18 protein-coding genes and 4 pseudogenes are annotated in these 25,103 nt (G+C 60.7%); 14 read left to right on the top strand and 8 right to left on the bottom strand.

Going from position 1 to position 25,103, the window contains the following annotated elements:
* The first annotated feature begins 111 nt into the window (after window positions 1–111).
* The 4 genes and pseudogenes from J4G43_RS36145 to J4G43_RS36130 form a co-directional block, all read left to right on the top strand.
* Window positions 112–576 (top strand): DUF2840 domain-containing protein, encoded by a 465-nt coding sequence (locus tag J4G43_RS36145; protein WP_208087823.1) that lies wholly within the window; start codon window positions 112–114, stop codon window positions 574–576.
* A complete protein-coding gene (locus tag J4G43_RS36140) occupies window positions 573–1,085 on the top strand; it encodes a S26 family signal peptidase (protein WP_038958605.1) in 513 nt (170 codons plus the stop codon). Before J4G43_RS36145 ends, J4G43_RS36140 begins: the two co-directional genes overlap by 4 nt.
* A 206-nt stretch (window positions 1,086–1,291) precedes the next feature.
* Window positions 1,292–1,954: a lytic transglycosylase domain-containing protein gene (locus J4G43_RS36135; protein ID WP_225005314.1), complete on the top strand. Its 663-nt coding sequence runs from the start codon at window positions 1,292–1,294 to the stop codon at window positions 1,952–1,954.
* A gap of 249 nt (window positions 1,955–2,203) precedes the next feature.
* A pseudogene (locus J4G43_RS36130) lies at window positions 2,204–2,890 on the top strand (type VI secretion protein); the annotation flags it as partial.
* Between the two features lie 4 nt (window positions 2,891–2,894).
* Here the strand turns inward: J4G43_RS36130 and J4G43_RS36125 are convergent.
* Window positions 2,895–3,959, bottom strand: coding sequence for an IS630-like element ISRj1 family transposase (locus J4G43_RS36125; RefSeq protein ID WP_026192128.1), 1,065 nt, complete (start codon window positions 3,957–3,959; stop codon window positions 2,895–2,897).
* A 42-nt stretch (window positions 3,960–4,001) separates the two neighbouring features.
* Here J4G43_RS36125 and J4G43_RS36120 point away from each other — a divergent pair.
* The 3 genes and pseudogenes from J4G43_RS36120 to J4G43_RS36110 form a co-directional block, all read left to right on the top strand.
* A pseudogene (locus tag J4G43_RS36120) lies at window positions 4,002–5,087 on the top strand (DUF3363 domain-containing protein); the annotation flags it as partial.
* A gap of 35 nt (window positions 5,088–5,122) precedes the next feature.
* Window positions 5,123–7,111, top strand: a complete 1,989-nt coding sequence (locus J4G43_RS36115) for a conjugal transfer protein TraG (RefSeq protein WP_208087821.1) — start codon at window positions 5,123–5,125, stop codon at window positions 7,109–7,111.
* A 6-nt stretch (window positions 7,112–7,117) separates the two neighbouring features.
* The gene (locus J4G43_RS36110; RefSeq protein ID WP_038958611.1) at window positions 7,118–7,534 is read left to right on the top strand and encodes a ribbon-helix-helix domain-containing protein; all 417 of its coding nucleotides are present in this window, start codon (window positions 7,118–7,120) and stop codon (window positions 7,532–7,534) included.
* A gap of 742 nt (window positions 7,535–8,276) precedes the next feature.
* Here J4G43_RS36110 and istB read toward each other — a convergent pair.
* Window positions 8,277–9,036, bottom strand: a pseudogene (istB, locus tag J4G43_RS36105) (IS21-like element ISFK1 family helper ATPase IstB).
* A gap of 18 nt (window positions 9,037–9,054) precedes the next feature.
* The gene (istA, locus tag J4G43_RS36100) at window positions 9,055–10,596 is read right to left on the bottom strand and encodes an IS21-like element ISFK1 family transposase (protein ID WP_060907903.1); all 1,542 of its coding nucleotides are present in this window, start codon (window positions 10,594–10,596) and stop codon (window positions 9,055–9,057) included.
* Window positions 10,597–11,546: 950 nt separating this feature from the next.
* Here istA and J4G43_RS36095 point away from each other — a divergent pair.
* From J4G43_RS36095 to tnpB, 4 genes are all read left to right on the top strand, one after another.
* Window positions 11,547–11,705 carry a hypothetical protein gene (locus J4G43_RS36095; protein WP_157789193.1) on the top strand — a complete coding sequence of 53 codons (159 nt, stop codon included), beginning with the start codon at window positions 11,547–11,549 and terminating at the stop codon, window positions 11,703–11,705.
* Between the two features lie 190 nt (window positions 11,706–11,895).
* Window positions 11,896–12,117 carry a hypothetical protein gene (locus tag J4G43_RS36090; RefSeq protein ID WP_208087820.1) on the top strand — a complete coding sequence of 74 codons (222 nt, stop codon included), beginning with the start codon at window positions 11,896–11,898 and terminating at the stop codon, window positions 12,115–12,117.
* A 200-nt stretch (window positions 12,118–12,317) separates the two neighbouring features.
* Window positions 12,318–12,716, top strand: a complete 399-nt coding sequence (locus J4G43_RS36085; RefSeq protein WP_026192391.1) for a transposase — start codon at window positions 12,318–12,320, stop codon at window positions 12,714–12,716.
* Window positions 12,713–13,021: an IS66 family insertion sequence element accessory protein TnpB gene (tnpB, locus tag J4G43_RS36080; RefSeq protein WP_060907863.1), complete on the top strand. Its 309-nt coding sequence runs from the start codon at window positions 12,713–12,715 to the stop codon at window positions 13,019–13,021. The genes J4G43_RS36085 and tnpB overlap by 4 nt, the downstream gene beginning before the upstream one ends.
* On the opposite strand, the gene J4G43_RS36075 is transcribed toward tnpB, so the two are convergent.
* Window positions 13,009–15,096 carry a recombinase family protein gene (locus tag J4G43_RS36075; RefSeq protein WP_049810452.1) on the bottom strand — a complete coding sequence of 696 codons (2,088 nt, stop codon included), beginning with the start codon at window positions 15,094–15,096 and terminating at the stop codon, window positions 13,009–13,011. The two genes, tnpB and J4G43_RS36075, sit on opposite strands and share 13 nt — an antisense overlap.
* Before the next feature lie 588 nt (window positions 15,097–15,684).
* On the opposite strand from J4G43_RS36075, the pseudogene tnpC reads away from it, so the two are divergent.
* Window positions 15,685–17,228: pseudogene (tnpC, locus tag J4G43_RS36070) on the top strand (IS66 family transposase).
* A 550-nt stretch (window positions 17,229–17,778) separates the two neighbouring features.
* On the opposite strand, the gene J4G43_RS36065 reads toward tnpC, so the two are convergent.
* The 4 genes from J4G43_RS36065 to J4G43_RS36050 form a co-directional block, all read right to left on the bottom strand.
* A complete protein-coding gene (locus tag J4G43_RS36065) occupies window positions 17,779–19,047 on the bottom strand; it encodes an IS256 family transposase (protein WP_208087819.1) in 1,269 nt (422 codons plus the stop codon).
* Window positions 19,048–19,110: 63 nt separating this feature from the next.
* The gene (locus tag J4G43_RS36060) at window positions 19,111–19,272 is read right to left on the bottom strand and encodes a hypothetical protein (protein ID WP_208087818.1); all 162 of its coding nucleotides are present in this window, start codon (window positions 19,270–19,272) and stop codon (window positions 19,111–19,113) included.
* A gap of 79 nt (window positions 19,273–19,351) precedes the next feature.
* Window positions 19,352–20,785: a hypothetical protein gene (locus J4G43_RS36055; protein ID WP_166099955.1), complete on the bottom strand. Its 1,434-nt coding sequence runs from the start codon at window positions 20,783–20,785 to the stop codon at window positions 19,352–19,354.
* Window positions 20,786–21,678: 893 nt separating this feature from the next.
* Complete coding sequence (locus tag J4G43_RS36050; protein WP_166099952.1) at window positions 21,679–22,281, bottom strand: helix-turn-helix domain-containing transcriptional regulator; 603 nt, start codon at window positions 22,279–22,281, stop codon at window positions 21,679–21,681.
* Between the two features lie 111 nt (window positions 22,282–22,392).
* Here J4G43_RS36050 and J4G43_RS36045 point away from each other — a divergent pair, with 111 nt between their 5' ends.
* Window positions 22,393–23,175, top strand: coding sequence for an outer membrane protein (locus J4G43_RS36045; protein ID WP_038958616.1), 783 nt, complete (start codon window positions 22,393–22,395; stop codon window positions 23,173–23,175).
* A gap of 285 nt (window positions 23,176–23,460) precedes the next feature.
* Window positions 23,461–23,778: a hypothetical protein gene (locus tag J4G43_RS36040; RefSeq protein ID WP_208087817.1), complete on the top strand. Its 318-nt coding sequence runs from the start codon at window positions 23,461–23,463 to the stop codon at window positions 23,776–23,778.
* The last annotated feature ends 1,325 nt before the right edge of the window (window positions 23,779–25,103 follow it).

Below are 25,103 nucleotides of genomic sequence, written 5' to 3'. Positions count from 1 at the left end.
TAACTCTACTAACTGGAAATACTTCGGATTTCTTCTAACGGACCGCTCCAAAGCCCGTGATGGGCTCGTTCGTCAACGACAGTGTGGCCTCCAAACCGAGGGAGCCGCTGCATGAGCGATCTCACGCAAGTAGAGGTGCTGTGGCTCGAGAAGCGTATCGAGAATCGTGTTCGCTTCGGTCGCATCGCTGAGGAGCAGAGGATCGATCAATCGCGGCGCATCCTGTCTTTCGCGCCGGGCAGCATCTTTGCCTTCGTCCGCTGGACGTCCAACGACTTTGGAACACTCATTTCGCGCGTCGATGTCTTGCGAGCGGTCGCGCCGGGACAGCGCTGCTCGACCGTGCCCTATGTGAAGCCCGGGGCGGAGAGTTTGCTGCGGCTGGTCGGCTGGCAAAAAGTCGAACGGGTGCTGCAGGCGATCGACGCCATTGAGGCTCTTAGCATCAATCCGGCGGATGTCGCCCCTGATCATTGGCAGCACGTTCACAACCGGCTCTCGGTCAACGAAAGCCCGCGCGCGTATACGAAGGCTCGTCATCAGGCTTGGCTCCATCGGCAGAGGATCATGCGATGATGGGGGGCCTGAAGACACTGACCATGACATCTGCGGGAGTGGCTGCGCTTGCCATAACGGTGATCGCAGACATAAGCCCGCTCTACATCTGGAACGCATCGCCGAGTGTCGCGATTGGGCTCTACCGCTTGCGATCCGTCGAAGAGTTTTACGTCACAGAGTTGGTGGCGGTTCGGCCACCCGAGCCGCTTGCGACCATTCTTGATCTGAACGGCTATCTGCCAATCGGCGTCCCCATGCTCAAGCGGGTACTGGCGCTGCCCGGACAAACGGTTTGCAGGCACGGTGTCTCAATCTCGGTCGACGCCATCGTCATGGGTGAGGCACGAGAACGCGACGGGCGAGGCCGACCTCTGCCGAACTGGCAGGGTTGTCGAGCCGTCGGCGAGGGCGAACTCTTCCTCATGAATTGGCAGTCTGACGACTCGCTGGATGGCCGCTACTTCGGCGTTCTACCCGCATCGGCTGTGATCGGCCGTGCGCGCCCCGTGTGGACCTGGGAGGAATGATCTTGGTCCTTCCATACTTTCGATCTGTCATTCGTCTGTTCGATCAGTTGCGGCACCATTCCTCCGTCCCGACCGAAAATTGTAATGCCGTCGCGCGCAGCGGCAGTCCAGGGCGGCCGAACGGCCGGTGCGAAGCAGCTTTACCCTGGGCGGTCGCGAGCACGGTGGCATGCTTGGGGTTATGGTGGGTGAGCACTTGGGCCGTCGTGCCACTGCTGTTCGCACTGTCGATAGACTGTCGTTTTGCACGCGCCGACGAACAAGAGGTCGCGCATCCGACGAGGGGCCAGACCACCGGCCGGTTCGAGCATTTCGTCGGCGAAGCCGCGCAGCGGTTCGCCATTCCCGTGCAGTGGATTCAATTAATCCTGCGGATCGAGAGCGCTGGAGATGCGCGCGCCAAATCGGACAAGGGCGCAATAGGGCTGATGCAGATCATGCCAGCGACGTGGACCGGACTTCGCCTGCGCTATGCTCTGGGAAATGATCCGTACGACCCGCACGACAACATACTGGCTGGTTCGGCATATCTAAGAGAGCTCTTTGACCACTACGGCTTTCCGGGTGCGTTCGCAGCCTACGACGCCGGGCCGGTGCGTTACGAACAGCATCTTGCGGGCGACACTTTGCCGGTTGAGACGCGAGGCTATGTGAGCAGGATTGTTGCTGAGTTGGACGCCGCATCCGCTTCGACGTCGCCTGCCGATGCACGTCTATGGTTGGCTTCGCCGATCTTTCCTGCACAATCTGACGGAATGGGCGCCGGCCGGCAGCAACCGACCGCGTCAAGACTGCACACGCCGTCGGTGATCGTTCCGAAGCCAACCGGAATGTTTGTCGCAAGGCTTGATGCGGGAGAGGGGCGATGACCCGTTACGCAATCTTGCGAATAGTCATGTGCTGCTCGAAGAAGTCTGCGGAGACTTGGAGATCGGTAGGAGATACGACGGGCGATGGCGAGATAAAGGGGGCTCACCGGTCGAACCGCAAGCCATTGGCATGGCTTGGGTTCTGGCGTGCCGGTCCGTCGGTACGCGTGCCGCGCTCTGCGTTTTGGGCAATGCAATCAAAGACATCTTCGGCACTGTGGGTGCTTTTGCGCCATTTGAGGGCCGGATATGACCGTTCGCGATAGCGACTTGCGTGTCCGGCCTGGGCGTATCCGCAGCACGCGCGCGCCCAAGCTCAAAACATTCATCAGCCAGGTGTTACGTGCCGCCAAGAAGGCTGGACACATCTCGGGTCAGGCTGCCTCCGGCAGACGGTCAGCAGCCTATGGGCGCTCGACCTTTGGCCGCGGCAGGCTAGCCTTCAGCCGAAGCCGGTTGTCCAGCCCGACCCGACGTGTTGTCGTGAAGGCGCGTGTTGTTCGCCACAAGGGGCGATCCTTCCGCTCAGCGCCATTGACGGCCCCTCTTTCGTACCTGAAGCGCGACGGCGTCACCCGAAGTGGTGAGCCCGCCAGTATGTTCGATGCTTCCGGCGACCGTGCGGATGGCGCGGCCTTTGCCGAGCGGTGTCAGGACGACCGCCACCATTTCCGGTTCATCATCTCGCCCGAAGATGCCGGCGGTATGACCGACCTCAGAGCGTTCACCCGCGACCTGGCCAAGCAGATGGAGATTGATCTCGGTACGCGGCTCGATTGGGCGGCCCTCGATCATTGGAACACAGACAACCCTCACATCCATCTTCTCGTTCGGGGAGTCGATGAGGAGGGGGCCGACCTCGTGATCTCCCGCGACTACATCAGCCGTGGCCTTCGTTCGCAGGCCGAGGAACTGGTTGCGATCGAACTAGTACCCGGAATCAGAGCTGAGTGATACGGCGGCCTTTGAAACGGCGTTGACGGACCTTTTTCTTGGTCCAGACGAAGGGCTCGGCTCTGTCGTTGTATGCGTTGACGTAGGCATCGATGTGTTCCTGAAGCTGCTTGAGGCTCGTGAAGGAGGTGCCGCTGAGCGACTGCCCCTGCAAGATGGAAAACCATACTTCGACCTGATTGAGCCATGACGCACTTGTCGGCGTGAAATGAAATTGCACGTTGGGGTGGGCCTTGAGCCAGTCCTCGTTCTTTTTATGGGTGTTGAGGTTGTCGAGGATGACGTGAAGCTTGCGGTTCGGAAAAGCCGCGGTGACGCTGTTCATGAAATCGAGAAACTCGACGCGGCGCCGGCGTTTTGAATGGGTCGCGATGATCTTTCCGGTGGCGACTTCGAGCGCCGCAAACAATGTTGTGGTGCCATGCCGCTTGTAATCGTGGCTTTGGCCGGTTAAGGCGCGGCCATTGGGCAACTTCAGATAACCCTGCGCTCGCTCCAAAGCCTGGATCGAGGGCTTCTCGTCCACGCACAGCACAATGGCCTTCGCCGGCGGCGCGACATAGAGGCCGACAACATCGGCGGCTTTGGCCGTAAAGTTCGGGTCGTTGCTCTCGCACCAGGACTTGCGAGCCACCAGGTCAATCTTGTGGCTGCGCAGGAACCGCCAGACATATTGGACATCGACATCGCCCAGCGCCTCGGCCAGCAGGGGGCCGGTCCAGCGCGCAAACCCTTGCGGTGGCGGCTTATCCAGCAGCTTCAGAATCCGCTTGTCGGTCGTCTTCGTATAGATCGGCTGCTTGCCAGGCCGCGGCTTGTCTTGCAGCCCTTCAAGGCCATGGTCGGCATAGCGATGCCGCCAAAGGCTGACAATCCGCGGCTGGACCCCAACTTCCTTGGCGATCGACCGGGTGCTGCGCCCATCCGCCGCCAACAGAACTATCCGCGCCCGCTTCAAATCGCGCTGCAACGTCACCGGTGAGCGACAGCACGCCTCAAGCACCTTGCGATCTTTCCTCGAAAGGTGGACTTCTCTTGCTTCGGGTATCATCCCGACCTTGAATCACGACTCACGTTCCAAGAAAAGTGGGTACTAGGTCCGAAGCCCGAGCACGAAATCCGCGATTCACTGGAGAGGGAAGTGATTGCAGAGCGATGGACCCGGCTCGATCAGGAGATCTGGCTGGCCGCCGACGAAGCCGGCTATGTCGATCTTCGCCCTGACCCCCCTGGCAGCTCGGATCCCGAAATCCGGCGCCTGATGGTGGGCCGCCTACAGCATCTGAAGAAGATGGGCCTTGCCGCGCCAGCTGCGCCCGGAGAATGGATGGTGGGGCTCGAGGCCGAGCGCAGCCTGCGCGACCTCGGCATGCGCGGCGACATCATCAAGACCATGCACCGTGCCTTCACAGAGCGTCGGGAAGCACGAGGTGTTTCGGACTTCGTCATCGAAGGCGGACGGCCAGCGAACCCGATCATCGGGCGGCTGGTCGATCGGGGATTGCATGACGAGTTCACCGGCGAGGCTTACGCCGTGATCGACGGAACAGACGGTCGCGCGCACCACTTCCGCCTTCGCGGGATCGAAGCCTTCGAAAATGCTCCGCCAATCGGCGGAATTGTCGAGGTACGGCGCTTCGGTCAAGCCGACGATCCCAGTCCCACTTTGGTGCTCGCGACCCGTTCCGATTTCGATCTCGGCGCGCAGGTCGACGCGAAAGGCGCGACATGGCTGGATCACCGATTGGTCGAGCGCGAGCATTTGCCGCTAGCCATGGGCGGCTTTGGCCGCGAGACCCGCGATGCCATGGAGGCTCGGATTGAGCATCTGGTTCAGGAAGGTCTGGCGCGGCGGCAGGGCCGGCGCGTCATCCTGCAGCGCGACCTCCTGGACACGCTGCGCAGGCGCGAACTGGACGGAGTGGGCGCAAGGGTTTCGGCCGACACTGGCCTGCCTCAGGTGAAGGCCGCTTCCGGTGAGCATGTGGCCGGCACGTATCGCCAGCGGCTGACGCTGACCTCGGGACGGTTCGCCATGATCGACAATGGGCTCGGGTTTCAACTGGTGCCCTGGTCCCGCGAACTCGAAAGCCGGCTCGGCCAGCATGTCTCCGGGGTCGTGAAGGACAGCGGCGGCATCGAATGGGGTTTTGGCCGCAAACGCGGCTTGGGCCTCTAGCTAACTCTCAAATTGACTTGTGAAGGTTGCGCAAAATGTCCGGGACCAAAATCCTCTGGGGGCAGATTTTCGTGGTCGGCTCGATCGTTCTGCTGGCCATCTGGGGCGCGACCGAGTGGACCGCTTGGCGGTTGGGCTATCAGCCAGAGCTTGGTCGGCCCTGGCTCGAGCTTTCGGGCTTCAAAGTCTATTACCCCCCGGTCTTCTTCTGGTGGTGGTTTGTCTATGACGCCTATGCGCCCGGGGTGTTTGTTGAGGGAGCCTTTGTCGCGGCCTCGGGGAGTTTGGCTTCGATTGCAGTGGCGATCTTTATGTCGGTCCGGCGGGCACGTGAAGCCAAGATTGTCGAGACCTATGGCTCGGCTCGCTGGGCGGAGGCGCAGGAGGTGAGGGCGGCTGGCCTGCTCGGGGCGGACGGTGTGGTGCTTGGCAAACTTGACCGTGACTACCTCCGCCATGACGGTCCAGAGCACGTGCTGTGCTTCGCGCCTACGCGGTCTGGCAAAGGTGTTGGCCTGGTCGTCCCCTCGCTGCTTGCATGGCCCGGCTCGGCCATCGTGCACGACATCAAGGGTGAGAACTGGCAGCTGACCGCCGGCTTCCGCGCGCGGCAGGGCCGGGTCCTTCTGTTTGACCCAACCAACCCAAAATCTGCAGCCTACAATCCGCTCCTGGAGGTTCGACGCGGGGCATGGGAGGTTCGCGATGTCCAGAACGTCGCGGACGTACTGGTCGACCCCGAAGGCTCGCTCGATAAGCGGAACCACTGGGAGAAGACCAGTCACTCGCTTCTGGTTGGCGCCATCCTTCATGTCCTCTATGCCGAGGCGGATAAGACGTTAGCCGGCGTGGTTGGCTTCCTGTCCGACCCGAAGCGGCCGATCGAGGCGACCTTGAAGGCGATGATGACGACGCCGCACCTCGGCGACCAGGGCGTTCATCCCGTAGTCGCCTCGACCGCGCGTGAGCTCTTAAACAAATCGGAGAACGAACGCTCGGGCGTCCTGTCCACCGCGATGTCCTTCCTGGGTCTCTATCGCGATCCCGTGGTGGCCGAGGTGACGCGCCGATGCGACTGGCGCATCGCTGATCTGACTGCCGATGCCCGTCCCGCCTCGCTCTACCTCGTGGTGCCGCCCTCCGATATCTCGCGAACCAAGCCATTGATCCGTTTGGTTCTGAACCAGATCGGCCGCCGCCTGACCGAGGATTTGCACGTCAGTGATCGGCGGCATCGAGTCCTGATGATGCTTGACGAGTTCCCGGCGCTTGGGCGTCTCGATTTCTTCGAGTCCGCTCTCGCCTTTATGGCGGGCTACGGCATCAAGGGCTTCCTGATCGCGCAATCGCTCAATCAGATCGAGAAGGCCTATGGACCCAACAATGCCATTCTCGACAACTGCCACGTCCGCGTCAGCTTTGCCACGAATGACGAGCGCACCGCCAAACGTGTGTCCGATGCGTTGGGTACCGCGACCGAAATGCGGGCGACGAAGAACTACGCCGGGCATAGGCTGAACCCCTGGCTTGGGCACCTCATGGTCTCACGGCAGGAGTCCGCGAGGCCGCTACTGACCCCTGGCGAGGTGATGCAGCTTCCGCCAGGAGATGAGATCGTCATGGTCGCAGGCATAGCGCCAATCCGGGCGAAGAAGGTGCGCTACTACGAAGATCGGCGGTTCACCGAGCGGGTAATGCCACCGCCCGACCCAAGCACCGCCGGCCGGTCATTGCGAATAGACGGATGGTCCACGAGTCAGCTTCCTACGACAGCGGCGGGGTCGGCCACCCTTGCCGGCGGTGCCACGGAGGACACGGCCAACAGCGGGCTCCGTCTTGAACCAGAACTTCCCGATCACGTTGCAATCGCCAAGGAGGTGACTGAACCGACCCCGGCGGAGGAATTTACGGCAGTTCTTGACGATGACGATGATGCGATCCGCCAGTCTCGTCTACTACGCCAGCAAATGCGCGGCCTAGCCCGCCAGGTGACCATGGACCCAAATGACGGTATGGAGCTGTGAGGTTCAATGCGCAACCGTATGAACGTCTATTTCCCTCCTGAGCTGCTCAAGCAGATCTCGGATCTTGCCGATCGCAAGAAACTCTCTAGGTCGGCGATCGTGGAAGCCGCAGTGGCCTCGTTTCTGTCGCCAGACGGCGCCGACAGGAGGGAGGCAGCATTTACACGCCGCCTTGATCATCTTTCACGCCAGATGCAGAGGCTCGAGCGCGACGTCGGTTTGACCGCCGAGACACTAGCTTTATTCATTCGCTTTTGGTTGACGATCACGCCGCCATTGCCCAACGACGCGCAGGCAACCGCGCAATTGAAAGGCCGGGAACGCTTTGAAGGTTTTGTCGAGACACTCGGACGCCGTCTACAAAAAGGGCAGAGCTTTCTGCGTGAGATTCCGGAAGACATCGTTCATCAGGACCCTCTGTAGTGGGGAAGCCCTGAGAAAATAGCATCACTCGTATCGAGCGAAGCTACCGCTTCGTTTTATGGCTTCCTCAGCCAACCTGTCCAACTCCGTGGCGAGGCGCAGCCTAGTATTTTTGTGCGGACGGGGCGATCACGTCTATTGACCAACGCCTTCGTCCTTATCCGCGGCCGAACTGGGTCCAATCACCTAGTTGCCATTCGGCCGCGGACCAAGGACGAATACGACAACTATATTGGCATCTTCGATAGTTTGATCAAACTGAAGCCAGTTTCAACCGAATTGTACGCACTCTGCTTGGAGGGCTTCGATACTGATGAGAGCTACTGCGATGGCAGTCGTAAGGAGGGCATCGGATACTTTAATTACAGGAGCGTCGATTTCGCACATCGACAAACGATCGTGTCGACGCTTCGCATGAAGTCTCTATCCACTTTCATTATTCTACCGGCCAACTCGGATTATGGGTCGTTCGAAGAACGGGTGACCGCTACCATCGGTGACTTCAGGGAGGATTTCGGAATAACATCGGCAAGATGTGCCTCCAGGCGATCTACACAGCAACCCGTCAGTCCATGTGTCCAGCGTCGTGGCAAGAAGTACGATTGACGCGATCCCAAGCGCAGAAGCAGCAAAAGCCGCTCAGGTTGCGGATTTCACGGATCGTGAGCATCGATTTCGCGCGATCGTGAGCACTGAATTCAGACGATCGTGAGCAGCCCGCTACGGCCGATGGGAGATAGAGTCAGTGTTCTGGTTGGCCGTCAAGGGTGATGGTTTTGGCGCTGCGTTTTCGCATGCTTTCTCCGGTGAGCTGGAGGCGGTGGGCGTTGTGGACGAGGCGATCGAGAATGGCGTCGGCGACCGTGGGGTCCCCAATGGCTCCATGCCAGGTGTCCACGGGGAGCTGACTTGTGACGATGGTGGATGCGCGGCCATGGCGGTCCTCGAGGATTTCGAGCAGATCGCGGCGTTCCGCGGCGGTGAGCACCGATAGTCCCCAATCATCCAAAATCAGAAGCTGAGCGCGGCCGAGGCTTTTGAGGAGCCGAGCGTAACGTCCGTCTCCGCGCGCGAGCGCGAGCGCCTCGAACAGCCTTGGAACGCGATGATAGAGGACTGATCGGTTGTCGCGGCAGGCCTTGTGGCCGAGCGCGCAGGCTAACCAACTTTTGCCCAGGCCGGTTGCCCCGGTGACGAGCAAATTCTCGTGGCGATCGATCCAGCGACCTTCGACGAGTTTGGCGAAAACGGCGCGGTCGATGCCCCGCGGGGTGCGCAGATCGACGTCCTCGACGCAAGCAGTCTGGCAGTGCGGCGATCTTGAGGCGCGTGGTGAGCCGCCTGGTGTCGCGTTCGGCGGCTTCGCGGTCGACCAACAGGCCGATGCGATCTTCGAACGGCAGGGCTTCGAGATCGGGCGATCGGCGCTGCTCCTCGAAGGCCTTGGCCATTCCGGTCAGGCCAAGCTCGATCAGCCGTTCGTGGGTTGGGTGGTTAAGCATGCCGGGTCTCTCCTTGCTTCAGTGGAAGTAGTCGCGTCCGCGGATATTGCCGTGGCGCAGGGGCTGGTGCTCGAAAGATTCGTCGAAGAACGTGCGATCGAGGCCGTTCTGGAGGATCGATCTAATCGAGGCGACGGAGCGCGCCTTGATGAGGATGCCCCTCCGGCAGGCTGCGTCGAGGCGTTCGGCGCCGTAGCTTTTGACGAGCGCCAGAATGCCAAGGCAGGTTCGAAAGCCTTGTTCTGGATGGGGCCGGGCGTCGATCACGGCCTGGAAAAACGCTGCTGTCGAAGGACCGATCCGCTCGCCGGCGGCGATCACCGCGGCGGGGGTCCATTTGCCGTAGCGGCGATGGGCGCTGGGCATGTGGTCGGCGATGGTGGTGTGTCCGCGTCGGTTGGGCGCGCGGGCATGGCTGGCGATCCGCTGGCCCTTGTGGAAGATCTCGACCGTCCGATCGTCGATACGGGCATCGACCAGCTCGCCAATCAGACGATACGGCGCGGAGTACCAATGGCCGTCGACCTCGACATGATAATCGGGAGCGAGGCGGCAGCGCTTCCAGCGTGCGAAGGCATAAGGCTGATCTGGCAGCGGGGTTAGCTTGGGTTTGTCGAGTTCGGCAAACAGTTCGGCGCGGCTTGAGCCGAAGCCACGCATTTGACGAGCATTGAGTTCGTCGACGAGTGTCTTGATGGCGGCGTTGAGCTCGGCCCGGGAAAAGAAGCGCTGATTGCGCAGCCGGGCCAGAATCCAGCGCTGGGCGATTTGCACCGCGACCTCGACCTTCGCCTTGTCTTTTGGGCGCCGCGGCCGTGCGGCGAGAATGGCCGTGCCGTAATGGCTCGCCATCTCGGCATAAGTGCGATTGAGGCCGGGATCGTAGCGGTCGGGGTTGCTGACGGCGGCTTTGAGGTTGTCGCAGACCACGAACGTCGGCGTTCCGCTCAAAAACGTGAACAAGTTGACGTGGGCCCGGATCCAGTCGGCCAAGCTCTCGCTGGGGCAGGCCTCGGCGTAGGTGTAGTTCGAAGCGCCCATCGCCGCGACGAACAGCTTCATCGGCTGCACTTCCCCGGTCAGCGGATCGACGATGTCGATGGTGTCGCCGGCGAAATCCACGAACACCTTCTCGCCGCCCAGATGAATCTGCCGCATCGAAGGTCGGACCCGCCCCTTCCAGGCCTCGTAGGTAGTGCAGAACCACGTGTACCCGAAACCGTCGGGATTAACGGCGCGATACTCCTCCCAGAGCAGGCGACGGGTTACGTTGCGCCGGCGGAGCTCTTTATCGATGTAGCTCCAGTCGGGCACCGGCCGCTGCGGGCTCTGAGACGCTGGTCGTGGGGCCGGGAAAAGCAAAAGCTCCAGGTCTTCATCGGTCATTCCCTCCGGAAGCGGCCAGCTCAACCCAGCAGAGCGGGCGCGGCTCAGGTAGCTGTGCACAACGCCGTTGCTGACGCCCACGCTCCGCGCGATGGCCCGCTCTGGCAGGCCTTGAAAATGTTTTAACCGAAGGACTTCCTTGATCCGGCGCATCGACAATCTCTGGGTAGGCATTGGACTTCCTCGTTAACCACGAGGTCATCCCTAAGCCGGTTGAGTTGTCGGCCGAAGCGCTGCAAGGCTCCGAAAGCCTTGCTCACGATCCCGCGAAATCGTTGCTCACGATCGTCTGAAATCTCTGCTCACGATCCCCTGAAATCCGCGCTCACGATCCCGCGAAACGCGCACTCAGGTCTCCGGAAGCACCCCCACGACATGAACCGGGCGCAAGCTTCGCCCGGAAGGGGATGGGATTTTTACCAAATCAGCGGTGGACTGTCCGTTAGTTTAGCAACCTGGACCAGAGCTGAGCCGCATTCCTTGGTCAGGAAGGCCGAGATCCGCCGCATCCTGGCGGAGCGGGACCAATGAAGCGCCGCCGTCGACTGCACCGGAAGCGTGCCCGGCAGTGGCCAGCATTCGGGTTGTCTTACTGCGGCTGACAAGAGCGACCTAGATGGGTAGGCTGGTCTTCTACACCCAGCTTACCGGTTCTGATGATGAGGGTTTTGGCGGTCGTCGCCTTGCTACTACTGCCAACCAATCCGCTCCGCGCCGGCGCCACGATCGTGGGTGCCGGCTCGCAGTCGTGCTCGGCTTGGACGAACAGAACCAAGAACGCGGTAGTAAAAGGCGCTTTCGAATCCTGGGTTGTTGGCTTCATCAGTGGTCTGAATGTTAGCGGCGATAGAGAAATTGTCGGAGGCGGTGACTTTACAGCGATAGTTGCGTGGATGGACCAGCGCTGTCGATCGCGTCCGACCGACCAAATTGGAGTCGCAGCTCTAGATCTCGCGATGGAATTGGCTGGCAACGCAGCGAAGCGCTGACCCGCCGGCGGTCTGCTTCATCCGCGGTTCGACCAAACCCATTCCCGTGATGTCACGAGATTTCGACTGGCTCCAACGCCGCTAGCGTCCATATAGTTATGGTTGGGTGGGCAGTTGGACCTCAGGAGATCGTTGATGGCCAACCCCGTAGACCTTCGAGACCGCGCGGCCATGTTTGAAAAGCGTGCGGACGAGGCAAAGGATGCAATTTCCCGAGCGCACTATCGGGAGATGGCCGCGCACTATCGTACGCTTGCGGTAGAGCATTCCGAAATCATGCGCGCTGACGCTTAGCGCAAAGGCGTTCGTGATATAACCCGTCCACGACCGGGACACCCGGGCGTAATCTACAGTCCAAACTCCCGCCGGCTCACGCGGTCGGCGGGTTTTTTATGCCCGCTCCTCCAGATCGGCGATTGACCCGAAGACGTTGGGCAGAAGTAGTATTTTACGCTCGTGCAGTCGTTGGTAGCAGTCAATTTCCGTGGGCAAAGAATTTTCCCGTGCGTCGCAGGTGCGGCGCGCGGCAATTTATTCGGTTGGGATGGCGGGCGGAGTGGCGCTCGCGCTGCTCGTTATGTTCGGCCTGCTCGACGATGCGATCGAGATGCGATTGTACAAAAATTGCCTAAGGGCTCACCGGGACCTGCCAATGGCCTGCCTAACTGAGGAGCGGGCCTTACGGCTGGGATTTTACACGCCGTAGTGTTTCGGCGACCAACAACGACCGACACGCGTCCCTGCCATCAAAGGAGCGCGGGAACAAATGCCGTCGCGGCTGTTCATTTGCATCTGCCTCGCGATCAGTGTAAGCGGAGCGTTTCTCCCATTTGATTGACTGGTTTCGCTTCGGCTTTCGCTCTGCGATCCTTGGCTTGTCAGAGAGCCGAGAGGAGACTGAAGGCGATGGAACAATCGGGGGAGGAAGCCGAAGCTGATGGCTTTGTGGGGAAGCTTACGCGCCGGACGCGTTCTGGAGGCCGGTTATGGTCTGCGGAGATCAAGGGGCGCGCTGTTTTCGAGAGCATGAAGCCCGACGCCCGGGTATGTGATGTCGCACGGCGTTATGGTGTGAAGGCCCAGCAGTTGACGACGTGGCGCAGATTGGCGCGTGCTGGCCGGCTCGCATTGGTCACGGACGACGCGGCGGATTTCGTGTCGATCGAGCTGAGCGATCCAGTGGCGTCAGGCAAGAGCGAGGGGCCCGTCGAGATTACGATTGGCAAGGTTTCGGTCCGCCTGGATGCGGACGTGTCGGCGGTGCGGATCGCGGAGATCGTGACTGCGATCGAGCGCGGCGCATGATCATTCCGGCGCAGGGACTGCGGATTGTGCTTGCTGTGCGTCCTGTTGACTTCCGGTGCGGGCACGACGCGCTGGCCGGTCTTGTGCAAAACACGCTTGGGCTCGATCCGCATTCGGGCCTGATCGTGGTTTTTCGTTCGAAGCGCGCCGACCGGCTGAAGATTTTGCTATGGGACGGCACGGGCCTCGTTTTGGTCTACAAGCGCCTTGGCCGCGATGGTCGTTTCGAGTGGCCGCAGATCAGCGACGGCGTCATGCATCTGACGCGCGTGCAGTTCGAAGCGCTGTTCGATCACCCATGTTGATGCCCCTCCTTGTTAGGCTGACAGATTCTTAGATCAAGTTGCGCGATGACGTGGTTTCGAAGGTCTCCGATGGCGTGAAGAACGGATGGTGTATTCGGGAAGAGATAGGCGCCGCTGGGCTGGCGATCAATTAGCAAACGCTTGGTTCGGATCTGAACATAGAGCCAGTTTACTGGAATCTCGAGCCTTCGGGCCAGTTCGGGCGGGCTGAGGTATGAGTCGTCATGCTCCCATCGGCTGCGCTGGGCAGTTACCTTGATGGCGGCGGCACGACGGAGCCGCCCAACGGTGATAGGCAGCACCTTATCGGCGCAACGGGGAGAGCGGTGACCTTCCCGAGTAAGGATTGTGGCGATCTTGTCGTCTGGGACGCCGTCGCGAGCGAGCGTCAGAAGGCGTTCCCGCATCTCTGTGCCTCGCGTCAATCTGGTGACGGAGTTGACGCTCATCTTCACTTCGAGCTCCGTCACGGCGCCTCCCCGCCAGACGATCCTAGCCAGGGCCAAGTCGCGCTCACCGCGGTCGAGAACGACCTTTTCGATGAGACATCGCAACAACGCCTTGCGATGCGCATCCGAGATAGTCTCGTCACCCCATATCTGCGGGAGGCGGCCGGTGAGGCTGATGACCTTGTCGTTGAGCTCCTTGCTTATGGCCACTTGTGTGATGGCTTTGGGCGGCGTCTGTCGGGCAAGCGCCTCTTCGGCGGCGCGCACGTCGTTTAGCGCCGCTTCCCATCGACGCTCGAGTTCCGAGGCGACCAACCGATTATCTGGATCAGCTCGGTTGAACTGCCGTTCGGCGAGCGCCGCCGTGTATCGCTTGCGCTCGAGCTCTCGTTCTGCACTGGAGCGTAGCGCATTGTTCGTCTGCTGCTGCACCCGGCGGGAGCGCGACAAGGCATCGAGTTCGGCCGGCGCTAGTGCGGTTAGGAATGCGTCGCCAACGGCTGCATCGATATGGGCGGCGCGGATGTGTTGGCAGGTTGGCTGACCTTCCTGGGTACGCAGGTGATTGCATACATATTCGCCGCCGCCCTTGTAGCGGACGTACATCTTATGGCCACATCGTGCGCACCAGGCAATGCCGTGGAGCAGGAGCTCGCCATTGCGAGGCGCGCCGCGGGTTTTGATGCGCATGTATTCGGCTCGGTTATCTCTGATGACGGATCGGATTTTTTCATAAATTGGCCAGTCGATATAGGCTGGATATCGATCTTTAACGACGATCCGCCACTCCTCCATCGGCCGCGGAGCCTTTTGTGGCAGGGCCCCCTCCCGCTTCGGCGGCCGGAAGCGGGTTCGTCCATAGACAAAGGCGCCCGCGTATGCGGGGTTCTTCAAGATCGCCGCGACGGCAGCCAGCGTCGCGCGCGTCCAGCACAAATCGCCATATCGATCACGACGCGGCAGTTCCAGGTCACGCTCGTTCAACGCTCGCATGACCTTGGCAACGCTGCGCAGCTGCAGGAATAACTGGAAGACGAGACCGAGCCGCCCTTGCACGGCCATGTCGGGATCCTTAACGACCACACCGCTCGGGTCCCGCATCAGCCCGATTGGCAGCATAACCGCAAGTTCGCCGCGTTCGGCTTTGGCCAGCAGGCCGGCGGTCAGCCGGCTGCGGATCGTATGTAGCTCAAGCTCGGAGATCGAACCCTTCAGCCCGAGAAGCAACCGTCCGTTGGGAGTGCCCGGATCATAGACACCATCGCGGTCGGCGATCAGGCAGCCACGTAGACCACAGATATCCAGGAGCGGATACCAGTCGGTACAATTACGCGCCAAGCGGGTCACGTCGATCGACAGGATGAGTCCCACTTCACTCAGGCCAACACGGCCAACGAGTTCCTTGAAGCCGTTACGCTGTGCTATAGACGCGCCGCTCAACCCGAGATCGGCATCAATCACGTCGATGGCCGCCTCACGCCATCCGAGTTCGCGGGCGCGCTGGCGAAGCGCGTATTGAAGGCGCAGGCTCTCCTGATTGCTTACGACCTGATGGGGCGTCGACTGCCGGATGTAGACTACGGCTTTGCGCGCCAAGTGGCTTGGTGTGACCAGCTCGGACTTCATGAGGGATCTCCGCCAAAATTGCGGCGACGTCTTCGACGATCTGGCGTCGGAGCGCGGGCGTCAGCGTCGACCAAAGATCGGCTGGATCCATGCTCATGTGCGTCGGGACAATCCGCTGTCGATAAAAGCTCGAGTAGAGCCTCCATACTCAGCTTAATCTGATTTGCCTCTTGCTCATAATATTCGATTGCGGTTGCTTGAATCAGAAGACTGCTTCCTGCGCGATACTCAACTTCATACGAAGCGGGAATGCCTCGGCCTCGCTGACCGATCTTCCTAATCACTCGATATGAGCGCCCCCACAAAGGATGGTGGGGGTCCCCAACCTCGACCACCTCCGGAAATGATTCGTCAGACTCACTATCAGGGACATTCCTCAATCCCCTCGTTTGAAGGGCTGAACTGGAAGCGAGTGGGCGAACGGATTGTCGCGACGCCAGCTGCGGCGAACTGACTCAGACCCGACAACCTGTTTCGCGCGGGGCTTTGGGATGATAGCTTGCGGATGTGCCGCCGTCCCCCATTGATCCCGCCCGTCTTGCAGCGCTGCCCGCCGATGTGCGCGCGCTCTTCCGCGCGCAGGAAGCGATGATTGAAGCCGAGCGTCGTCGCGCAGACGATGAATGCTCGGCGCGCCTTCATGTCGAGAGTGAACTGGCTGCGTCCAAAGAGAGCGTCGAACGCCTCGAACTGCTCGTGAAGGAGTACGAGCGCGCACGTTTCGGTAAACGCTCGGAGAAGTTCAATCCCGATCAGATGCAACTGGTTCTCGAGGACATCGAGATTGCCATCGCCGAAGTCCAGGAACGCCAGGACGATCGTGCGCGCCGCGCCGGCACGGCGCCGTCCAGCCGCCGGACCAGGCGCGCTGCCCGTGCCTTTCCCGCGCACCTGCCGCGCATCGAGCAGGTGATCGAACCCGAGAACCTCGAGTGTCCCTGCGGCTGCGGCCGGATGGTCCAGATCGGCGAGGATCGCTCCCGCCGTCTCGATGTCATGGCCGCCCAGTATCGTGTGATCGAGACGGTGCGACCGCGCTACGCCTGCGCAAAGGGCTGCACCGGTGTTGCTCAGGCGCCGGCGCCCGCCCATCTCGTGGAGGGTGGCATCCCCACCGAGGCGCTGCTGGCGCAGGTGGCGGTCGCCAAGTTCAGCGAGCACATGCCACTCTATCGTCAGTCGCAGGTTCTGGCTCGGCATGGCATCTTCATCGATCGCGCCGTTCTGGCAGACTGGATGGGAACGGTCGCCTTCCACCTCGCGCCACTGGTCGAGCGCATGAGCGTCGTGATGAAGCAATCGGGCCGCTTGTTCATGGACGAGACCAGGGCGCCTGTGCTCGATCCGGGCCGGGGCCGAACGAAGACCGGCTATCTGTGGGCTGTCCTGCGCGACGATCGCGGCCACGGCGGCGCTGATCCACCAATCGTGGTCTACCACTACGCGCCAGGACGCGGTGGCGGCCATGCTGAGCGCATCCTCGAGGGCTTCGACGGCATCCTTCAGGTCGACGGATACCAGGGCTATCATCGGCTCGCACGGCCCAAGCGCAAAGGCGGCGTGCCGCTGCGGCTGGCCGCATGTTGGTCCCACTCAAGGCGCAAGATCATCGCAGCGACTCCGAAAGCCGGCTCACCCATCGCCGAAGCCGTTCTCGGCGCATCGCCGCACTCTATGCGATCGAGAAGGAGATCCGTGGCGCTGACGCCCCGGCTCGGCAAACGACCCGTAACGAGCGATCACGGCCGCTCGTCGCTGAACTCGAGAGGTTTCTGCGCGAGCAAGCCGCTCGCCTGTCGCCGGGCAGCGAGATGGGCAAGGCGATCGCCTATCTCCTGAACCATTGGGATGGCCTCACCTTGTTTCTCGACGATGGTTGCGTTGAGATGGACACCAATCCCGTCGAAAATCAAATCAGGCCGCTGACTCTGACGCGTAAAAATAGTTTATTTGCTGGTCACGACGAAGGTGGTCGTTCATGGGCGCGCATAGCTTCGCTCATCGCCACCTGCAAAATCAACAGCGTGGAGCCCTACGTCTGGATGAAAGCGACGCTCAAAGCGATCGCAACCGGTCACCCGCAGTCCCGGATCGACGAGCTCCTGCCCTGGTCGTTCGGCCGCACCTCGTAATTCTCCGTCGTTGCCGCCTCCATACCCCCCGCCAACGATTTGCAAACACGTTGATCAACAGACTGCAATCCCCACGCCAAACCTTTGCGAGTGGGACGCGAACGTCGCTTACCGATCAGTCTGGGTTGTGTCGCCTACATTGCGACGCGGCCGGGATTTCAGTTCACGACGACGCTTGAACTGTTCAGGCAGGAGTGCCACGGCGATGAAGAATGTGCGCAAAAGCTCGAGGCGCAACGTAGAATCAACATAGCTGACACGATAGACAAAATGGGCGAAGCAGCCATCGCCAAGCAGGACGCCCTAAAGCGGAGTTCGACTTGTGCCAAACGCAACAATGCGTGCTCCGGAACCTGCGTTGGAAACGATGCTGGGAAAAGCTGTAAATCAAGCAGCTTACAGATGAGTGGCAGTTGCAGCTGCCAATGATTCGAAGCGAACTATTAGGTCTGCCGGCTCATATACCGGCAGACCTCACAATCATTGATCCCTCTTCAGCTTGCGACGGCCCCAATGGGAGCTATGGCTGATTTTGGGTGACGCGGCCTGATCAGGCGGCGTGGCTTTCAGTGTTCGGAATGACTTCGATTCCGTCGATGAACTTTACACCGGCGATGACTTTCGGCAACTGGTTCGTGCTCTTCAATCGCCGCCAGGTCTTCGATGCGGCGTCGATGAGCTTGAACACCATCAGCTTCGCAGTTTGTTGCGACAGCGATCCCTTGGTCCGCACCGTTCGGCGGCGCACCGTGGCGAAGACGCTCTCGATCGGGTTCGAGCTGCGTAGGTGGATCCAGTGCTCAGCAGGGAAGTCGAAGAAGGCGAGCAGCGCATGGCGATCCTTGATCAGGCACTCCACCGCACGTCCGTATTTGACGTGGTATTTCTCGACGAAGACGTCGATCGCGGTTTCAGCTTCGGCCCGGTGTGGGGCCAGATAGATGTTCCGCAGGTCGTTCTTCATGGGGCCCTGCACGGATTTGGCGACCTTGTCGAGTACGTTGCTCACTTTATGGCACCAGCATCGTTGGTGCCGCGTGCCGGGAAAGGCCTCGTCCAGTGCCTTCCAGAAGCCGAGGGCGCCGTCGCCGATGGCGAGTTGCGGGGCAATCCGTAACCCGCGTTGCCGCAGGTCGATCAGGAGTTCGCGCCAGCTCTGCGCGCTCTCGCGCACGCCGACCTGGAAGCCGATCAGCTCCTTCTTGCCTTCCGGCGTGGTGCCAATCAGCACCAGCATGCATTCGCTGTGATCTTCCATGCGGGCCTGCAGGTACACGCCATCGGCCCAGATGTAGACATAGCGACGCGCCGACAGATCGCGTCTCTGCCAGCGTTCGTACTCGACCTGCCAATCGGCCTTCAGGCCGGCGATCACCGAAGGCGACAGGTTCGGCGCATCCTTGCCGAGCAGCGCCGAGAGCGCCTCCTGGAAGTCGCCGGTCGAGATGCCGCGCAAATAGAGGACCGGGATCAAGGCATCCAGGCTCTTCGTCCGCCGCGCCCATAGCGGCAGGATTGCCGAACTGAAGCGGAGGCGGTCGCCTGGCCCGCTCGCTCCGCGGTCGCGGACCTTGGGACGAGCGACCTCCACCGGACCGATGCCGGTCGCAATCTCGCGCACCGGACCGTGCCCATGTCGGACCAGGCGCGCTCGACCGTCGGGCAGCGTCAGATTGGCCTTGCTGGCCAGAAACGCGCCAACCTCGATCTCGATCGCCCTGGCAAGCAGGTCCCGCGCGCCGGCTCGAACGATATCGGTCAGTGGATCATCAACCGCGGACGGCTGACGGAAAGCAAGAACATTGGTAGTCTCGGTCATGGCGTATCGCTCTCCTCGAGAGGTTCTGGCAGGCTCGTCACCCGCCTCGATACGCCGCCTTCCTCACACCGTCATCACCCAGATTCCGCCATAGCTCCCCCAATGGGGCTCTTTGCCCTTCGGGTTGAGCTCCGGGACATAGTGGCGGTTCAACGCTCGCATGACTCCGATGCGGGCAAACATCGTCGGGCCACCACCTTCCGCCACCAGGATCAGCACCTGCATGGCGGCTTCGCGTGGCGTGTGTGAACCATTTGGGCGCTTCCACACGCGCGTTATGCCGGATGGGTAGGGCGCTAGCTTATCAACATGGCCCCGAGGCAGGCCGATCGAAATAGGCTCGCGGCATCACCAGCCAGAGCAAGAAGAGAGTTCCAAGTCCGCTCGTCAGTAGTGCGGTAGACAGGGGAACGTTGAGCAGCGCTAACACAGCCATCCCACCAGAGACGATTACGAAGCGAGCGGGGAGTCGAGATGAGCAGGCATTGCCGAAGGCGAGTACCAAGCCACAACCGAAGACGCTGAGCGGCGCTAACCGCGGCCCCACCGACGCGATCCCCTCCGTGGCAAACAGAGAGGCGTTTAGTGTACCAAACCGATATTCGCGCTCCAACACGACGCCCAGTTGCTCGCTGTAGGGGCAATGAAGGAGGGGCTTCAAAAATGATATCTGGCAAAAATACGTAAGAGGATGGGTAGCAAAGAAGCGGTCGTAGAGGTCTATGGAAATAGCCGGAACCGCGATCAGCCTGAAATTGAAGAGCCCAAAGATAGGGAGATAGTCATCGGGTAGCCCGGGGACCAGGACTAGGGAAATCGACAGCAGCCCAACCACCATTGGGATGAGCAGCGAGAGCATCACGGTTGCGCGCGGCCCGTTCCACATAGACAGCAGCAACAGGAACAACATCCAGGCCGGGGCGAGAAGATTCATCTTTGTGAGCATTATTGGATAGCCTAGGAAAAGGAGCGCAAGAGCGGCGCCGGCTCCTAACCACCGCCTTGAGAACGCGAAGCACGCGAAGGTAAACGGGAGCAGAGCGCCAGTCACGATGCCCATGAGATACGCGAGTGGCGTCGGCAGCACGATCCCCGACCGGTGCAAGTAGATGTTCTCATAACTGACGAATTTGAAATGATATTGCGCTGCCGCGATAAGAACCACTGCGCTAAGCGCGAGAGCGCCAATCAACAGCTTTCGCAGCAAACCAACTGAAAGCTCAGGGACCGGAGGCCGGCGTAGCGGCAGGAACATCGCCGGCAGAAATAACGCTGCGGCAGCGGCCAGCATCTCCCAGCTTGAAGTTGCCTCCGTGAGCGTCACATAGGTCAAAAGAACACTGAAAAAATAATAGCAAGCGAAATACCCGAAACTGATTCGGGCGAACAGGAACACGAAGCCCAGACAAACAAAGGGCAAGATCTGGATCAGGTTAGCGGCCTGACCGAACGCCGGGGGGTGCACATCGAGGATGTAGGAATAATAGATTCGAACGAAGAAAGCCGAGACCCAACAGACACATATTTGAGCTGCAAAGACGAGGCTGCCCCGATATCTGGCGCCCGGTTTAGCCGAGGGCTGCACGAACTCTTCAAAGGACTCGAACCTAACGACCTCTCCGCGCACGACCGCGTCGATCGCCGTACCGTCAACGAACCTGTAGGGCACGCCGTCATAGTAGCCCTCAACGACGAACGGCTCGCCGTCTGGAGCGAGCGCTTCGGGAACTTTATTCATGAAAGTTGAATAGCACAGCCGCCTTATCCGCGTAAATTCGTGAATAGCTGGAAGGTGTTCTTCATGCCGGGATAGGGCCGTCGAATGCGCGGAACCAGGACATCAGATCTTGTCGCGCTCAGCTCGAGCTAGATCCTGAACCTGCTTCGGTGCCGTCGCTGAATCGCGCCTCGAAGTGTCGCAGTCGGCGACGATCGAGTGCGGATAATGCGGACGAACTCGCTATCAGTCATCGAAACTCTCGAGACATCGCTGGTGTGCACGGTTCTTCACCTTGATCCAGTCTTTCGACCGGCCGGAGCCATAGCGCCAGTCGCGCCGTTTCGACACCAAGCCTTCCAGACCCATGCGACAAGCGGCGCCGAACAGCAACGCACGCGCCTTGGTACGAGGGCGTGCGGCGAGCCGTAACCGAGATAAGTGAGAACGTGAGAACCGGTGGACTCCGACTAAAGAAGATCTGGACGCTATTGCGGACGATCTCTGGCGCAAGCGTGCTGATGAGCCTCGCGTCGAGCGGGCGAAAGGGGCTGCGCCTAAACCCCCAAGGGTGACCTACGAGGCGAAGGAAGCGGTGCGGGAAATTTAGGGCCCGGTCACGAGCATTGACAATAAGCTGAGGTGGCTGAGCGAAGTCGATCTCAGGGGCTTCGCTTTCGAGGCTGGCGAGGTGTCGAAGGGTGCCGCCCAGACTGGCTCGGCATTGCTAAGCTCGCGGATCACTACCGTGAGGTACTCGCCGCCGCCTGGTCGCGGGACGTGGTACGCGGTCCTGCACATCATGCGAGGTCCGCGGGTTTTCTTTGCCGTTTTCTGGCTTGAAATAATTTCCCCTACGAGTCCACCAGCCCGGTCGCAGATAGGTGCTGGGAACGGGCCCAACTTGAGAAATGCTAAGGCCGCTCGACCAGGGTCTTTCGCGGTCGACCAAGCTTCGGACGGGGTGGTCTGACCTTGGACTCAGTCGACGGCACGACCTCCAGCCTGACCCGGAAAGTCTCAAAGAGACTTAGGACCCGGCTTAGCTGCGGATCCACGGTTCCTCCGAACGTCTTGTAGACCGTCGTCCGCATAATGCCGAGTTCGCGCGCGAGCGAGGTGACGTTCTGCGATTTGACGACGGTGCTCAGCTCCCGGATGGTGTCAGTCGGATCGTCGAAAGCGAAGGCTTGACTGATTCGTGTAGCGATCGCGCTCGGGCTGGCGATCCCGGACGCAGGCGTAATTCGGGCCTTTACGTTCAGCGCTTCGAGCAGCCTAAGAACCCGGCCGAGCTTCGGGTCGATTCGACCGCCAAACGTCCTGTAGAGGGTGTCGCGTCGCAGGCCCGCGTCCCGTGCCAGGAGCTGTACGTTATGAGCTCGCGTGACGAGGCTGAGCGCCGTCTTAGCCTTTAGTATATCATTTTCTTCAAAGTTATCAGATAGATAAGTGGCGATAGCCGCTGGATTGTCGCGGAATAAATCGGCTAAGTTTTCTTCGTTGCCAGCCAGCATTTCCAGAGCGTTTGTCCGTCACTGTGGCCTTCCAGCTACAGCATTATCGGCCGATACGTCTAGATTACCTCGCAGACATCGACGACGCTTCCACTTGGGGAATTTTCGACAATGAAAAAGACTTTGCTCGCTCTCGCCGCGGTTGTGGCGATGACCGGTTCGGCCTCGGCCGCTGACCTGGCTGCCCGTCCCTACGTGAAGGCTCCGATGCCGGCGCCGGTCGCCAACTGGACCGGCTTCTACATTTTCGGCGGTGGCGGTGGCGGCCTCTCTAATGCTGACCAGAGCGTTGTGGATACGGTTTCCGGTACGCCGCTGACGATCACCCAGCGCCAGGGCGGCTCGGGCTGGTTCGGCACCGTGGGCGCCGGTTACGACTGGCAGTTCAGCGGCACCTGGGTCGCTGGCGTGTTCGCTGACGGTCAGTTCGGCAGCATCCGCGCCACCATCCAGGATCCGCTCAATCAGATCACGGGCTCCCAGAAGCTCGAGACGTCGTGGGCCGCTGGTGTGCGCCTCGGCTGGCTGGCCGCCCCGAACGTTCTCACCTACGTCAACGGCGGTTACTCGGGCGCCCACTTCGGCCAGACCAACTTCACGGACCTCGCCGGCGTTCCCGTCGGTGCCCACCTCAACAGCTACAACCGCAACGGTTGGTTCATCGGTGGCGGCGTCGAGAATAGCCTGAACTTCTTCGGCATCAGCTCGCCCGGCTGGTTCATGAAGACCGAATATCGTTCGGCCTTCTACAACGCCAAGACCCAGGACGAGCTGTTCGACGCCGGCAACGTTCCGGTCGGCAACAGCATCCGCGCCAACAGCTGGAACCAGACGATCTCGACCTCGCTGGTCTACCGCTTCAACTGGACCGGTCCGGTCGTCGCGAAGTACTGATCTGGTCTCACGGCCAAACGTCAAAGCCCCGGCATCGTCCGGGGCTTTTTCGTTTGTCCTGAACGCTAGGCGCGCCGAGGCGTGCGAAGACGATGCGGCCTCCAAGAATTTCTGACTCATATTCATCTGCTTCAGGCACAACGATTGGCGTCGCACATAGGAGGCATCGCATCCTCGGCGGAGCAAGGAGGCGAACGATGCGATCAATCATTGCCATTGTTGTAACGATATGCGCTTTTTCTCCCGCGTTCGCTCTGACGCAGGGGGAGATTGAGGCCAAGCTACGTGCCGCGGGCTATTCGCAGGTTCCAGAGCATTTCGCGCGGGCGGATCGCGCTGGTGGCCGCCGCCGGGGTCGCTTTGTCGGCCGCGCCGGCGCATGCCGCCGATCCCGATCCCTACGCCGGTTTCGGTGGCGCGCGTTACGTCGCCATGGGCGCGGGCTTCCGGCGCGCGGATCTGCCGATGTTCTGTGCCGCCGCACGTGCCCTGCTGGCCGAGGTCGGCGGCAACGAGGCTGCGGCTGAGAAGCTTGCGCGAAGCCGCGGCCACGGCCGACTATCGATCGCGCTCGCGCATCGTTTTTGTCGGGACAGGGGTTGAGGAGGTGTGGCGGGTCGCTCCGTGGTGCTTTCGCAGCTCGGGTTCCCGCTGGTGGATCTTCATGCTATAACGGTCGGCGGCCGGTCACCCGGCGCAATCTGCAGTCCAAATTCCAGCCGGCTCACAAGGTCGGCGCGATTTTTGATTGGGCGTCGAGCGTGAGTTTTCAGGCGATGATATCAGCGGCGTGTGTGGTCGTTCTCGGATCGCTTACCTCGGGTTGTCTGAGCACTGGTCAGGCCACGTCTAAGCCGGCGGCCCACTCGGCTGCCCCTTGGGCTCGTGATCTTAATGAGCCCCCACCAAGTCGGCCGGCCGCGAAGGACGCAAATCCTCGCTAGGAATACTCTGGCTCCTTGCAAGCCTCTAGCCGGTTTTGCTTGCTCTCGGTGGTTGACCCACTGCACGCTGTCACGGTCTTACTGCGGCTGACAAGAGCGACCTAGATCGGTAGGCTGGTCTTCTACATCCAGCTTACCGGTTCTGATGATGAGGGGATTGGTGGTCGTCGCCTTGCTACTACTGCCAACCAATCCCCTCCGCGCCGGGGCGACCATCGTCGGCGCAGGTTCGCAGTCGTGCTCGACGTGGACGAACAGAACCAAGAATGCGGTAGTAAAGGGCGCCTTCGAATCCTGGGCTGTAGGCTCCATCAGTGGTCTGAATGTTAGCGGCGATAGAGAAATTGTCGGAGGCGGTGACTTTACAGCGATAATTGCTTGGATGGACCAGCGCTGTAGATCTCGTCCGACCGACCAAATTGGAATCGCAGCCCTAGATCTCGCGATGGAATTAGCTGGCAACGCAGCGAAGCGCTGACCCACCGGTTCCCGCGCTGGCCGGTTTTTATCACTGACGCGAGCGATTCCTCTGCTGAGAGGCGGTGCGTCATGGACTGTCTCAGCCTTGTCATACCCGCCACTATTGGCTGATCAATCCTGACGATTTGACGCCGCCTCCGTTGGCGGGCACTGGTCCTGAGTTGATTTAGCCCGTGTCCTAGTTTGTACCAGACGCTAATCAATCGTGAATTGCCGGCACACTGCCCACGCAGGGATACTGACCCGGCGATGATGACGGTGCTGTTCATTACTGCCTCGGTCGGCGTCTTGGCTGTGAGTGCCACATTCGCGGTGATCATCTATATCGATGCTCGGGCCGAGCGCAGGCACCGACAGTAAGGCCGCCTCAGTTGGCGGCCTCCTTCATTCTGCAGGTGGCGCGCGGCGTAAGGCGCCTTGTAACGTTATGAATTTTTGTGCGCTTGGCGCGGTGGCGCTCGATTTGCAGTACTGTTGATCTATCCAAGGGGGGCCGGCTGGATG

Source organism: Bradyrhizobium barranii subsp. barranii (assembly GCF_017565645.3).
Lineage (GTDB): Bacteria > Pseudomonadota > Alphaproteobacteria > Rhizobiales > Xanthobacteraceae > Bradyrhizobium > Bradyrhizobium barranii.
Note: the sequence above shows the minus strand (reverse complement) of the source record. Positions and strands in the feature narration are given on the sequence as shown.

Excerpts from the sequence above, each read along its gene's own strand:
- J4G43_RS36145 (WP_208087823.1), top strand. The coding sequence starts at position 112 with ATGAGCGATCTCACGCAAGTAGAGGTGCTGTGGCTCGAGAAGCGTATC.
- J4G43_RS36140 (WP_038958605.1), top strand. The coding sequence starts at position 573 with ATGATGGGGGGCCTGAAGACACTGACCATGACATCTGCGGGAGTGGCT.
- J4G43_RS36125 (WP_026192128.1), bottom strand. The coding sequence starts at position 3,959 with ATGATACCCGAAGCAAGAGAAGTCCACCTTTCGAGGAAAGATCGCAAG.
- J4G43_RS36115 (WP_208087821.1), top strand. The coding sequence starts at position 5,123 with ATGTCCGGGACCAAAATCCTCTGGGGGCAGATTTTCGTGGTCGGCTCG.
- J4G43_RS36110 (WP_038958611.1), top strand. The coding sequence starts at position 7,118 with ATGCGCAACCGTATGAACGTCTATTTCCCTCCTGAGCTGCTCAAGCAG.
- istA (WP_060907903.1), bottom strand. The coding sequence starts at position 10,596 with ATGCCTACCCAGAGATTGTCGATGCGCCGGATCAAGGAAGTCCTTCGG.
- J4G43_RS36095 (WP_157789193.1), top strand. The coding sequence starts at position 11,547 with ATGGCCAACCCCGTAGACCTTCGAGACCGCGCGGCCATGTTTGAAAAG.
- J4G43_RS36085 (WP_026192391.1), top strand. The coding sequence starts at position 12,318 with ATGGAACAATCGGGGGAGGAAGCCGAAGCTGATGGCTTTGTGGGGAAG.
- tnpB (WP_060907863.1), top strand. The coding sequence starts at position 12,713 with ATGATCATTCCGGCGCAGGGACTGCGGATTGTGCTTGCTGTGCGTCCT.
- J4G43_RS36075 (WP_049810452.1), bottom strand. The coding sequence starts at position 15,096 with ATGAAGTCCGAGCTGGTCACACCAAGCCACTTGGCGCGCAAAGCCGTA.
- J4G43_RS36065 (WP_208087819.1), bottom strand. The coding sequence starts at position 19,047 with ATGACCGAGACTACCAATGTTCTTGCTTTCCGTCAGCCGTCCGCGGTT.
- J4G43_RS36060 (WP_208087818.1), bottom strand. The coding sequence starts at position 19,272 with ATGCAGGTGCTGATCCTGGTGGCGGAAGGTGGTGGCCCGACGATGTTT.
- J4G43_RS36055 (WP_166099955.1), bottom strand. The coding sequence starts at position 20,785 with ATGAATAAAGTTCCCGAAGCGCTCGCTCCAGACGGCGAGCCGTTCGTC.
- J4G43_RS36050 (WP_166099952.1), bottom strand. The coding sequence starts at position 22,281 with ATGCTGGCTGGCAACGAAGAAAACTTAGCCGATTTATTCCGCGACAAT.
- J4G43_RS36045 (WP_038958616.1), top strand. The coding sequence starts at position 22,393 with ATGAAAAAGACTTTGCTCGCTCTCGCCGCGGTTGTGGCGATGACCGGT.